We start from the raw sequence: 12,008 nt of genomic DNA on the forward strand, positions 1-12,008 counted from the left end.
CGACCTTGCGACGATCAAGCTGCACGCCTGTTGAGGGGTGGCGCCGGTCCTTCGCCGTTTCCAGGCGTTTTTTGCCGGCGTCCAGTCCATTCGAATACGGAGATATTTCTTACAATGTGCGGCATCAGCGGGGAAATCCGCTTCGATTCTCGCCCGGCCTCCGCGACCGCGGTCGGCTCGATGACCGAAGCCCTGGCGTTGCGCGGCCCCGACGGGCAAGGCGTCTTCGCCCATGGCCGGATGGCCTTCGGCCACCGGCGGCTGAGCATCATCGACCTGTCCGAAGCGGCGCAGCAGCCGATGACCGACCCTGAACTGGGCCTCGGCATCGTCTTCAACGGCTGCATCTACAATTACCCGGAGCTGCGGGCGGAGTTGGAGGCCAAGGGCTACCGCTTCTTCTCGCACGGCGATACGGAAGTCCTGCTGAAAGCCTATCACGCCTGGGGCCGCCGCTTCGTCGAGCGGCTTTACGGCATGTTCGCCTTCGCCATCTGGGAGCGCGACAGCGGGCGCGTCATGCTGGGCCGCGACCGGCTGGGCATCAAGCCGCTCTACCTGTCCGAGACCGCGGGGCGGCTGCGCTTCGCCTCAACCCTGCCCGCCCTGCTGGCCGGCGGCGACATCGACACCGCGATCGACCCGGTCGGGCTCTACCAGTACATGAGCTTCCACGCCGTCGTGCCGGCGCCGGGGACCATCCTGAAGGGCGTGCGCAAGCTGCCGCCGGCCACCCTGCTGACCCTGGAGCCGGACGGGCGCCGCATCGAGGAAACCTATTGGGAACCGGTCTTCGGCCCGCAGCCCGGCGACGAGCGGATGTCGGAGGGCGACTGGCAGGACGCCGTGCTGTCCACGCTGCGCAAGGCGGTGGAGCGGCGTCTGGTCGCCGACGTGCCGGTCGGCGTGCTGCTGTCGGGCGGGCTGGACAGCTCCGTCATCGTCGCCCTGCTGGCCGAGGCCGGGCAGACCGGCCTGCAGACCTTCTCCATCGGCTTCGAGACGGTGGGCCAGGAGAAGGGCGACGAGTTCCAGTATTCCGACCTGATCGCCCAGCGCTTCCAGACCGACCACCACAAGCTGTTCATCGACAGCAACCGCGCCCTGCCCGCCCTTCAGGACTGCGTGCGGGCGATGTCGGAGCCGATGGTCAGCCACGACGCCATCGGCTTCTTCCTGCTGTCGCAGGAGGTCGCCAAGCATGTGAAGGTGGTGCAGAGCGGCCAGGGCGCCGACGAGATCTTCGCGGGCTACCACTGGTACCCGCCGATGATGGAGGCGGCGGACCCGCTGTCCACCTACGCCAAGGTCTTCTTCGACCGCAACCGCGCGGAGATGGCCGAGGCGCTGAACCCGCAGTATCTGGCCGGCGAGGACGCGGCAAGCGCCTTCGTCGCCGCCCATTTCGCCCGCCCCGGCGCCGACCGCCCGGTGGACAAGGCGCTGCGCCTCGACACCACGGTCATGCTGGTCGACGACCCGGTGAAGCGGGTCGACAACATGACCATGGCCTGGGGTCTGGAGGGGCGCGTGCCCTTCCTCGACCACGATCTGGTCGAACTGGCCGCCCGCGTCCCGCCGGAGCTGAAGGTCCGCGACGGCGGCAAATACGTGCTGAAGGAGGCGGCGCGGCGCGTCGTCCCCTCCGAGGTCATCGACCGCCCCAAGGGCTATTTCCCGGTTCCGGCGCTGAAGTACCTGCGCGGTCCCTACCTGGAGCTGGTGCGCGACGTGCTGAACCAGCCCGCCGCGCGGCAGCGCGCGCTGTTCCAGCCGGCCTACCTGGACCGCCTGTTCAGCGATCCGGAATCCCACATCACGCCGCTTCGCGGTTCGAAGCTCTGGCAGGCCGCCCTGCTGGAGTTCTGGCTGCAAACCCATGGGATCTGAACACCGCATGATGATGATGCAGAATCGCACCCAGACGCCTTTCCGGATCGAACGCGCCCTGGTCTCCGCCCTGATGGACGAAGATTCACCGCGCCCGAACCGCCGGACGGGGGCGGGGCATCCCGGAGCGGAAAAGGGGCCGACGCCGCGCGCGGTGGTGAATTGCGGCTGGGGCCGCCTGCTCTTCGCCAACACCTTTCCCGACGTCGGCGAGCTGATCGAGGCGATGCGCCAGGAGGGGCCGGGGCGGCGCGACATCGCGCTGTATTTGGAGGACCCCCATGTGGCGCTGTCCCAGGCGCCGACCGAGCTGTTTCTCGACCCGTCCCACACCTACCGGCTGCGGTTGGCCGGCTTCCGGCCCGGCGGCGAGACGCGCGGCTTCACCATCGAAACGCTGCGCGGCCGCCAGGATGTCGACGCCGTGAACCGCATCTACGGCGCCCGCGGCATGGTCACCATGGACCCGGAATTCTGCTGGGCGGAGCGCGACAGCCGCGTGCTGACCCACCTGATCGCCACCGATCCGGTCAGCGGGGCGGTCATCGGCTCGGTCACCGGGGTGGACCATGTCCGCGCCTTCAAGGACCCGCAGAACGGCTCCTCCCTGTGGTGCCTGGCGGTCGATCCGCAGGCGGCCTATCCCGGCATTGGCGAGGCGCTGGTCCGCGCGCTGGCCGAGCATTTCAAGGAGCGCGGGCGCAGCTTCATGGACCTGTCAGTCCTGCACGACAACGCCAACGCCATCGCGCTCTACGAGAAGCTGGGCTTCCGGCGGGTGCCGGTCTTCGCGCTGAAGACCAAGAACCCGATCAACGAGAAGCTGTTCGCCGGCCCGGCGGTGGAGGCCAGCCTCAACCCCTACGCCATGATCATCATCAACGAGGCCCGGCGCCGCGGCATCGGGGTGGAGGTGGTGGACGCGGAGTCCAACCTGTTCCGCCTCAGCTTCGGCGGGCGCAGCATCCTGTGCCGCGAAAGCCTCAGCGAGCTGACCTCGGCGGTGGCGCTGTTCCGCTGCGACGACAAGGCGGTGACCCGGCGCACGCTGCTGCGGGCCGGTTTGTCGGTTCCCGACCAGATGACCGCGGACGGCATGGACGACAACGCCGCCTTCCTGGAACGCCACGGCAGCGTCGTGGTGAAGCCCGCCCGCGGCGAGCAGGGCCAGGGCATCACCGTGGACGTGCGCGACGCGGAGACGCTGGCCTGGGCCATCGGCAAGGCCAAGAAGATCTGCGACACGGTCCTGCTGGAGCAGTTCGTGCAGGGCCAGGACGTGCGCATCCTGGTCATCGACTACCGTGTCGTCGCCGCCGCGGTGCGCCGCCCGGCGGAGATCGTCGGCACCGGCGACCGGACGATCTCCCAGCTGATCGAGGCGCAGAGCCGCCGCCGCGCCGCCGCCACCGGCGGGGAAAGCCGCATCCCGATGGACGAGGAGACGGAACGTTGCGTGCGGGACGCCGGTTTTTCCATGGACTCGGTCCTTCCGGAGGGGCAGGCGCTGGCCGTGCGCAAGACGGCCAACCTGCACACCGGCGGCACGCTGCACGACATCACCGACCGTCTGCACCACCGCGTGGTGGAGGCGGCGGTGGAGGCGGCGCGCGCGCTCGACATTCCGGTGGTCGGCCTGGATCTGCTGATCCCCGACCTGCTGGGGTCCGACTACGCGATCATCGAGGCGAACGAGCGGCCCGGCCTTGCCAACCACGAACCGCAGCCGACCGCCGAACGCTTCCTCGATCTTCTCTTCCCCTACTCCGCGGTCGATCCGCGGGCGTGACCGTTCAGGAGGTGGTATGGAGCAGGCAGCCTTGACGCGGACCGGAATCGTTCGGCCCGTCATCGACATGGACTATCTGACGGGCTTTCTCCGCCGCCTGCTGGAGATCCCGAGCCCGACCGGATACACCGACCAGATCGTCCATTTCTGCGGCGACGAGCTGCACCGGTTGGGCATCCCCTTCGAACTGACCCGGCGCGGCGCCATCCGCGCCGATCTGGCGGGGCGCCAGTACAGCCCCGACCGCGCCGTGGTCGCCCACCTCGACACGCTGGGCGCCCAGGTCAAGATGCTGAAGCCGAACGGCCGGCTGGAGGTCGTGCCCATCGGCACCTGGTCGGCGCGCTTCGCCGAGGGGGCGCGCTGCACCGTCTACACCGACAAGGGCAGCTACCGCGGCACCATCCTGCCGCTGAAGGCGTCCGGCCACACCTTCAACGAGGAGATCGACACCCAGCCGGTGGCCTGGACCAACCTGGAGATCCGGGTGGACGCCCGCTGCGAGAACCTGGAGGCGTTGCAGACCCTCGGCTTCAACGTCGGCGACTTCGTGGCGATCGACCCGCAGGCGGAGTTCGACGCCAGCGGCTTCATCAACTCCCGCCATCTCGACGACAAGGCCGGGGTGGCGGTGATCTTCGCCGCCGCCAAGGCGGTGCTGGACGCCAAGCTGCCGCTGCCGGTGGACTGCCACCTGCTGCTGACCATCTCGGAGGAGGTCGGCTCCGGTGCCTCGTCGGTCCTGCACAAGGACGTGGCGGAGATGGTGACCATCGACAACGGCACCACCGCCATGGGCCAGAACAGCCGCGAGTTCGGCGTGACCGTCGCCATGGCCGACAGCACCGGCCCCTTCGACTATCACCTGACGCACAAGCTGCTGTCGCTGTGCCAGCAGCACGAGATCGAGCACCAGCGCGACGTCTTCCGCTATTACCGCTGCGACAGCGCCGCCGCCATCGAGGCCGGAAATGACATCCGCACGGCGCTGGTCTGCTTCGGCATCGACAGCTCCCACGGCTACGAGCGCATCCACGCGGACTCGCTGCGCTCGCTGGCCGAGCTGATCGCCCTCTACATGCAGAGCGACGTGGCGATCCCGCGCGACCGCGTCGGCATGGGCCCGATGGGCGCCTTCCCCTGGCAGCCCACCGCCCCGGCAAAGGTCGAGGAGTAAGGCTGCCTCAATCCCCCGCCGCCAACTCCGGCCGCGGCGGACCCAGCGGGTCGAGCGGGGTGACGGTCGGCGTCGTCTGGGGCAGCGGGCGGAAGCTCGCCTGCGCCTCGGCCGGCGGCGGCGGGCGCATGCGCGTGCGCCACAGGCCGTAGAGCGTCGCCGAGCCCGCCCCCGCCGCGATGAAGCCGAACAGCGCCTCCGGCCCGGCGAAGCCCATGGCGGCCGAGGCCAGCGGCGGCCCGATGATCGCCCCCACCGAGTTGGCGAGGATCAGCCCGCCGCTGACCGACACCACGTTGTCCGGCCCGGCGTGGTCGTTGGTGTGGGCGGCGCAGACCGGGTAGAGCGTGAAGGCCAGCCCACCGAAGAACGGCGCCACCAGAAGCAGCGTCTCCTGCCGCCCGCTGCCGTCCGCCAGGATCATGCCGACGCTGACCAGCGCCAGCGCCGCCGACAGGCCGATGATGACGGCGCGACGGTCGAAGCGGTCGGACAGCCGCCCCAGCGGCCACTGCAGCGCCACCCCGCCCAGGATCAGGGTGCTCATGAACAGCGCCGTTCCCGACACTCCGAAGCCGGAGGCCGCGCCGAACACCGGGGCGAGGCCGTAGATCGAGCCGGTGACCGTCCCGCTGATGAAGACGCCGACGACGCCCAGCGGCGACGCCTCGTACAGCCGCCGCAGGCCGTAGGATTCCACGTTGGGCAGGGTCGGCGGCGTGGTCCGGGTCAGCGCCACCGGCACCAGGGCAAGCGTCAGCAGGATGGCGATCAGCATGAAGATGCGCACGCCCGTCTCGTCGTCCAGCTGCAGCAACTGCTGGCCCACCGCCGAGGCGGCGTAGAGCGTGACCATGTAGAGCGACAGGATCTGCCCGCGCGTCTCGTTGTTGGCCGTGCCGTTCAGCCAGCTTTCGATGCAGATGTAGAGGCCGGCCATGCAGAAGCCCTCGGCCAGCCGCAGAACGGTCCACACGGAAACCGCGTCGAACAGCGCATGCGACAGCGCTGCCGCCGACAGGACCGAGGCGAAGGCGGCGAAGGCGCGGATGTGGCCGACCCGCGTGATGACCCGGTGGGCGAACAGCGAGCCGCCGGTCAGACCCGTGTAGAAGGCCGCAGTGATCAGGCCCACCGCGACCGCTCCGGACTCCGTGCCGGCCAGCCGCAGGCCGATGAGCGTGCTGAGCGCGCCGTTGCCCAGCATCAGGAAAGCGACCCCGAGCAGGAGCGAAAGTACCGACCGTGCAACCTGCGGCATGTGTCCGACCACCCGTTCCTTTCACGACAAACCGGCGCCGCAGCCGGGAGGCCACGGCGCCGGCCCTTGGATGGCACCCGCCGGACGGCGAATCAACCCTTGTAATTCGCGGAATCGGTGGCGTCCCAGCCATTCCACAGAAACGCAGAAGAGGTACCGCTGGGGGAGCAGCGATACCTCTTCCGGTTGAGCGCTTGGTCGTCTTGGGGCGGCTTGCCCGGTGTCCGGCTATTCCGCCGGAGTGGCGATCAGCGTCTCAGGCAGGGTGTCCTTGCGGATGCGCAGGAGTTCCTTCCACTTCTTGAGGGCGGCGATCAGGATCACGAAGCCCAGCGACAGCATGATGATCGAGATGCCGGCGTTGAAGACGTTGTAGCCCTTGGCCAGCGGGTTCAGATAGACGTTGGTGATCATCCAGTAGCCGGCGTAGTTCACCGTCACGAACAGGTAGGCCAGCGGGACGAGACAAGTCAGCATGTAGACCCGTTTCTGGCCGAGGCGCAGGATGATCGTGGCGCCGATGATCAGGCCGACCGAAGCCATGAGCTGGTTCGACACCCCGAACAGCGCCCACACCGAGTTGATGTCGCCCGACGTCAGCAGGTAGCCCCAGGCCACGCAGGCCAGCACGCTCGCGGCGATCGAACCGGGGACCCAGTCGAGACGCTTCAGCGGGGCATAGAGGTCGCCACCCAGGTCTTGGATCAGGTAGCGGGCCACGCGGGTGCCGCTGTCAACGGCGGTCAGGATGAACACCGCCTCGAACATCACGACGAACTGGAAGAAGTAGGAGGCCAGCGTGCCGAACCACGGGATGCGGGTGAAGATTTCCGTCATGCCGACGGCGAGCGTCACAGCACCACCGGTGCGGCCGTAGAGGTCGAGACCGATTTCCTGGCTGAGCCGCGGCAGATCGACGACCTGCATGTTCAGGGCCTGGAAGGCGGCGGGCGAGGAGTTGATGGCGAAATAGTCGGCCGGGTGCAGGGAGGTGGCGGCGATCAGCGCCATGACGCCGACCACGCATTCCGCCAGCATGCCGCCGAAGGCCACGGTGCGGATGTCGCTCCATTTGTCGATCAGCTTCGGCGTGGTGCCCGAGCCGATGAAGGCGTGGAAGCCGGAGATGGCGCCGCAGGCGATGGTGATCGAGATGAACGGCCACACCGGGCCGGCCAGCACCGGGCCGCCGCCATGGATGAAGTCGGTGAGCGCGGGGAAGCGGATTTCCGGGTTGATGAAGACGACGCCGACGACGAGCGCGCCGAACACGCCGATCTTCATGAAGCTCGACAGATAGCCGCGCGGGGTCAGCAGCATCCACACCGGCAGCGCCGTGGCGAAGAAGGCATAGATCGGCAGGATCAGCGCGACCGTCTCGGCGTGCAACGTCAGCCAGCTGCCCAGCACCGTGCCCTGGATGTAGGGGCCGGCGAAGACGGAGGCGGCGATGGCGGCGATGCCGACCTGGGTCGCGCCCTTGGACGAGCCGGTGATCTTCTCGTAGAGGCCGAGCGCCACGGCGATCGGGATCGTCATGAAGACCGCGAAGGCGCCCCAGGCGTTGCGCTCCAGCGCATGGACGACGACCATCGACAGGCCGGCCATGGTGATGGTGATGATGAACAGCATCGCCAGACCGGTGCACCAGCCGGCGACCGGGCCGAGTTCGGCCTTCGCGACCTCCGACAGGGACTGGCCCTTGTGCTTCATGGAGGCGAACAGCACGACCGTGTCGTGCACCGCGCCGCCGATGACGCAGCCGATCAGCAGCCACAGGAAGCTCGGCAGATAGCCGAACTGCGCGGCCAGCACGGGGCCGACCAGCGGGCCGGCGGCGGCGATCGCCGCGAAATGCTGGCCGGCGTTCACCCACTTCTTGGTGGGAACATAGTTTCGCCCGTCGGCCAGGATGTGGGACGGTGTCACCTCGGAATCATCGGCACGGAGCACCTTGCGCACAAAGAACACGCCGTAGAAGCGGTAGCAGAGGGCGAGGATGCAGAGTGTCGCGATCACAAATGTCAGGGCGTGATCCATGACAGCTCTCCTTGGAAGGAACTGCCGTCACGGTAGGCCGGGTTTCACCCTTCGTGTGGTGCTCTCCCCGGAGCGGCGTCCTGGCGTGGCGAGCGGTCGGAATGCGGGGGCGAGCGGCGGGAGGCTTCCTAACCCTCTCCCCGCTTTCGGCGGACCAAAGGTCCGCCTGTCGCGTCAGCGCAAACGAAGTTTGCGCGTGAGCGGAGGAGAGAGGGGACTTTTATGATTCACCCGATGCCCAGCCGCTCCTTCAGCGGGCCGAGGAAGCGGCGGCTGACCGGGATGCTCTGGCCGCCGAGCGTCTGGATTTCCGCCAGACCGTTGTCGATCAGGCGGATTTCCCGGATGCGGTCGGGGTTGACCAGATATTGCCGGTGGCAGCGCACCAACGGCGTGCGCTCCTGCAGGGTCAGCAGGGTCAGCTCGGTGAATCGCTCCTCCCCGTCGGCGCCGACGACGAAGACGCCGCTCGCCTTGGAGGCCACGCATTCCACCTCGTCGAGCTTCAGCAGGGAGATGCGGTTGTGGCCGGTGCAGGGGATCAGCCGCAGCGGGGCGGCGTCCTTCAGCACGGCGAGGTCCTGCGGCGCCCGCTCGCGGCGCAGCCGTTGCAGCGTCTTGGCCAGCCGGGACGGGTCCGCCGGCTTCAGCAGATAATCGAAGGCGTGCTCCTCGAAGGCCTGGACGGCGTATTCGTCGTGGGCGGTCAGGAAGACGATGCGGGGCATCCGCTCCGGGTCGAGCATGCTCAGCATCTCCAGCCCGCTGACCCGCGGCATCTGGATGTCGAGGAAGACCACGTCGGGCGGCTGGCGGTTGATGGCGCCGATGGCCTCGATGGCGTTGGCGCATTCCCCGGCGACCTGGAGGTCGGGGAACTCCTCCAGAAGGCGCCGCAATTCCTCGCGGGCCAGCGGCTCGTCGTCCACGATCAGCACGGTCATCATGGCGCGGTCTCCGCGACGGCAGGAATGTCCAGGGGAAGGCGCAGGGTGATGCGGGTGAAGACGTCGGCCTCGCAGGCGACGTCCACCCCGTAGCCGTCGCCGAAGCGGTTGCGGACTCGGCGGTCCACGATGGACATGCCCAGCCCGTCGCCGCCCGGCTTTTCCTCGTAGAGACCGGCGTTGTCCTCCACCGCCAGCAGCAGGTCGCCGCCCTCCCGCCGCGCCGCGATGCGGACATGGCCGGGGCCGAGGAGCTGCGAGGTGCCGTGCTTGATGGCGTTCTCCACCAGCGGCTGGAGCAGGAAAGCCGGCAGCCGGGCGTGGCGCAGCTCGTCGGGCACGTCAATCTCCACCGACAGGCGCCCGGTGAAGCGCGCCAGCTCGATCTGGAGATAGGCGCTGACATGCTCCACCTCGTCGGCCACCGTGGCCTCCTGGCTGGGCCGCTTCAGGTTCTTGCGGAAGAAGACCGACAGGCTCTGCACGAGCTGGCGCGCCCGCTCCGGGTCGTTGCGGATGACCGCGGAGATGGTGTTCAGCGCGTTGAACAGGAAATGCGGATTCACTTGCGCGTGCAGCAGCTTGATCTCCGACTGGGCGAGCAGCGCCTTCTGCCGCTCGTAGCGCCCGGCGAGGATCTGGCTGGACAGCAGCCGGGCGATGCCCTCCCCCAGCGTGCGGTTGATGGTGGAGAACAGCTTGGTTTTCGGCTCGTACAGCTTCACGGTGCCGATCACCCGGTCGTCCTCCCCGACCAGCGGGATCACCAGCGAGGCGCCCAGCCGGCAGTTCGGGTGGATCGAGCATTTGTAGGAGACCAGATTGCCGTCGGCGTAGAGCACTTGGTTGTTGGCGATGGCCTGGTAGGTCTGGGGCGAGGTGATCGGGGTGCCCGGCAGATGGTGATCGTCGCCGACGCCGATGAAGGCAAGCAGCTTTTCGCGGTCGGTGATGGCGACGGCGCCGACCCCCGTCTCCTCGTAGATGATGCGGGCGACCCGCATGCTGTTCTCTTCGTTGAAGCCCTGGCGCAGCACGCCGTCGGCCCGCGCGGCGATCTTCAGCGCCTTGGCGGAAAAGGCGCTCGACTGCTTGTCGATCAGGGCGCGGCGGTCCATCAGGATGCGCATGAACAGCCCCGCCCCCAGCGTGTTGGCGACGATCATCGGCAGCGCCACCACCTCGACCAGATGGACCGCCGCCGGAAAGGGCTTGGCCACCAGAAGGATGATCAGCATCTGCGCGACCTCCGCCACCAGCGTGACGGCGCCGACGCGCAGCGGGTCGAACAGCGGCTCGATGCGGCCCCGGTTGACGAAGTGGCGGTGCACCAGACCGCCGATCAGCCCCTCCGTCACCGTGGAGATGGCGCAGGCCACCGCCGACATGCCGCCCAGCGAGTAGCGGTGCAGCCCGCCGGTGAAGCCGACCGCCAGCCCCACCGACGGCCCGCCCAGGATGCCGCTCAGCACGGCCCCGATGGCGCGGGTGTTGGCGATGGAATCGTCGATTTGCAACCCGAAATAGGTCCCCATGACGCAGAACATGGAGAAGATGACGTAGCAGGCCAGCTTGTGCGGCCAGCGCACGGTGAGGTGCATCACCGGCAGGAACAGCGGCGTCCGGCTCAGCATGTACGCGATGACCAGATACACGCACATCTGCTGGAGCAGCAGGAAGACGAGGCTGAGATGCTCGACGGTCATGGGAGCGGACGGCGGGTGGCGGGCGGCGGTATTGCCGGCCCGCAGGCTACCCCCGCCCGCCCTGCCGCGGTATGATTCCAATCAATGGATGCGGCCGGAGCCCCCGGGCCGCTGCGCTGGCCTCAGGCGGCCAGCGCGGGGGCCTGCTCCACCGTCGCCAGCGCCGTGCCGGCGTTGGCCGGCGGCAGGCGCAGGCGGCTCGCCAGCCCCTCCAGGGAATCGTGCAGGCGGCGGCAGGGGGTGCCGTCCTCCCCCGGCTCGTAGATGCCGACGAAGGGCGCACCCGGCTGGTTGGGGTCGAGATGCAGCTCGACGATGTGGGTGCGCGACGTGCAGCCGCGAATCAGCGGATCGGCGGGAATCACCGTCCAGCCGCGCCGCAGGCAGCGTTCGGCCAGCCCTTCCAGATAAAGCGAGGCGGACGGAACGCGCTTCAGCGCCTTCAACTCGGCGATGAGCTGGCGGACGTTGTCCACCTGCTCCAGGAACAGGCCGGCGGCGTGATGCGTGTCGCGGATGACCAGTTTCAGCATGGGGTGAAACCTCCTCTGTGCGCACGGCTCCGCCATCCGCGGGAACGCATCGGCGGCCTTCGCGGCGCGGCGCCCGTTGGGCGGAAGCCTGCGCGTTGTGCGTTTGGGTGGGACGCGTCGGACGGGACGCGGTTCCGTTACTCGGCGGCGCCCAGGTCCGTCCCGTTCACATCCGGTTCGGGCCGTTCGGCCACCGTCACAAGCGGTTCCGTCTCGCGCTTGCGGTCGGGGTAGAGAGCGGCGACCATCCGCTCCAGCCGGTGGCGCAGCGAGCGGTTCGGCTGGTCGGACGGCCGGGCTTCGACGCGGACGTTCACCACGCCGTCCTCGATCATGCCCAGTTCGCTGGCCGCCTTGCGGGACAGGTCGATCACCCGGCCCTTCACGTAGGGGCCGCGGTCGTTGATCACGACCTCGACGCTGCGCCCGTTGTCGGCGTTGGTCACCGTCACCCGGCTGCCCAGGGGAAGCCGGCGGGACGCGGCGGTCAGCCGGTTCTGGCTGAAGCGCTCCCCCGACGCCGTGGTCCGGCCATGGAAGAAATCGGCGTAATAGGACGCCTTGCCCTTGTGGACATACACCGGCTCGATGTCCGGAACGACCGGCGCCGATGTTTCCTCAAACGCGATGTCCTGCGGCACTGGCGGGACGGTGGCGATCTGTGC

Annotated in this window: 9 protein-coding genes; 3 read left to right on the forward strand and 6 right to left on the reverse strand. The window is 68.6% G+C overall.

Translation table 11 applies throughout. The annotated features are described in order from the left end of the window. The first annotated feature begins 114 nt into the window (after positions 1-114). Genes ABVN73_RS23030 through ABVN73_RS23040 form a run of 3 tightly spaced genes read left to right on the forward strand, consistent with a single transcriptional unit; the run spans position 115 to position 4,856 of the window. Positions 115-1,890: an N-acetylglutaminylglutamine amidotransferase gene (locus ABVN73_RS23030; RefSeq protein WP_353860922.1), complete on the forward strand. Its 1,776-nt coding sequence runs from the start codon at positions 115-117 to the stop codon at positions 1,888-1,890. Further along, positions 1,880-3,679 carry an N-acetylglutaminylglutamine synthetase gene (gene ngg, locus ABVN73_RS23035; RefSeq protein WP_353860923.1) on the forward strand — a complete coding sequence of 600 codons (1,800 nt, stop codon included), beginning with the start codon at positions 1,880-1,882 and terminating at the stop codon, positions 3,677-3,679. Before ABVN73_RS23030 ends, ngg begins: the two co-directional genes overlap by 11 nt. A gap of 16 nt (positions 3,680-3,695) precedes the next feature. Then, complete coding sequence (locus tag ABVN73_RS23040; protein ID WP_353860924.1) at positions 3,696-4,856, forward strand: osmoprotectant NAGGN system M42 family peptidase; 1,161 nt, start codon at positions 3,696-3,698, stop codon at positions 4,854-4,856. Positions 4,857-4,863: 7 nt separating this feature from the next. Here ABVN73_RS23040 and ABVN73_RS23045 read toward each other — a convergent pair whose 3' ends face one another. From ABVN73_RS23045 to ABVN73_RS23070, 6 genes are all read right to left on the reverse strand, one after another. Continuing rightward, positions 4,864-6,117 (reverse strand): MFS transporter, encoded by a 1,254-nt coding sequence (locus ABVN73_RS23045; protein ID WP_353860925.1) that lies wholly within the window; start codon positions 6,115-6,117, stop codon positions 4,864-4,866. A 228-nt stretch (positions 6,118-6,345) separates the two neighbouring features. Then, positions 6,346-8,157 carry a carbon starvation protein A gene (locus ABVN73_RS23050; protein ID WP_035679491.1) on the reverse strand — a complete coding sequence of 604 codons (1,812 nt, stop codon included), beginning with the start codon at positions 8,155-8,157 and terminating at the stop codon, positions 6,346-6,348. A gap of 227 nt (positions 8,158-8,384) precedes the next feature. After that, complete coding sequence (btsR, locus tag ABVN73_RS23055; protein ID WP_353860926.1) at positions 8,385-9,104, reverse strand: two-component system response regulator BtsR; 720 nt, start codon at positions 9,102-9,104, stop codon at positions 8,385-8,387. Next, positions 9,101-10,810, reverse strand: a complete 1,710-nt coding sequence (locus ABVN73_RS23060; RefSeq protein ID WP_353860927.1) for a sensor histidine kinase — start codon at positions 10,808-10,810, stop codon at positions 9,101-9,103. Before ABVN73_RS23060 ends, btsR begins: the two co-directional genes overlap by 4 nt. A gap of 122 nt (positions 10,811-10,932) precedes the next feature. Continuing rightward, positions 10,933-11,343 carry a hypothetical protein gene (locus tag ABVN73_RS23065; protein WP_353860928.1) on the reverse strand — a complete coding sequence of 137 codons (411 nt, stop codon included), beginning with the start codon at positions 11,341-11,343 and terminating at the stop codon, positions 10,933-10,935. 137 nt (positions 11,344-11,480) lie between these two features. After that, complete coding sequence (locus tag ABVN73_RS23070; protein WP_353860929.1) at positions 11,481-11,984, reverse strand: septal ring lytic transglycosylase RlpA family protein; 504 nt, start codon at positions 11,982-11,984, stop codon at positions 11,481-11,483. Between the last annotated feature and the right edge of the window lie 24 nt (positions 11,985-12,008).

It is taken from the genome of Azospirillum formosense, assembly GCF_040500525.1.
In the GTDB taxonomy this organism is placed as follows: domain Bacteria; phylum Pseudomonadota; class Alphaproteobacteria; order Azospirillales; family Azospirillaceae; genus Azospirillum; species Azospirillum formosense_A.

Coding starts and splice junctions, on each gene's coding strand:
- ABVN73_RS23045 (WP_353860925.1), bottom strand. CDS start 6,117: ATGCCGCAGGTTGCACGGTCGGTACTTTCGCTCCTGCTCGGGGTCGCT.
- ABVN73_RS23060 (WP_353860927.1), bottom strand. CDS start 10,810: ATGACCGTCGAGCATCTCAGCCTCGTCTTCCTGCTGCTCCAGCAGATG.
- ABVN73_RS23065 (WP_353860928.1), bottom strand. CDS start 11,343: ATGCTGAAACTGGTCATCCGCGACACGCATCACGCCGCCGGCCTGTTC.
- ABVN73_RS23030 (WP_353860922.1), top strand. CDS start 115: ATGTGCGGCATCAGCGGGGAAATCCGCTTCGATTCTCGCCCGGCCTCC.
- btsR (WP_353860926.1), bottom strand. CDS start 9,104: ATGATGACCGTGCTGATCGTGGACGACGAGCCGCTGGCCCGCGAGGAA.
- ABVN73_RS23040 (WP_353860924.1), top strand. CDS start 3,696: ATGGAGCAGGCAGCCTTGACGCGGACCGGAATCGTTCGGCCCGTCATC.
- ngg (WP_353860923.1), top strand. CDS start 1,880: ATGGGATCTGAACACCGCATGATGATGATGCAGAATCGCACCCAGACG.
- ABVN73_RS23050 (WP_035679491.1), bottom strand. CDS start 8,157: ATGGATCACGCCCTGACATTTGTGATCGCGACACTCTGCATCCTCGCC.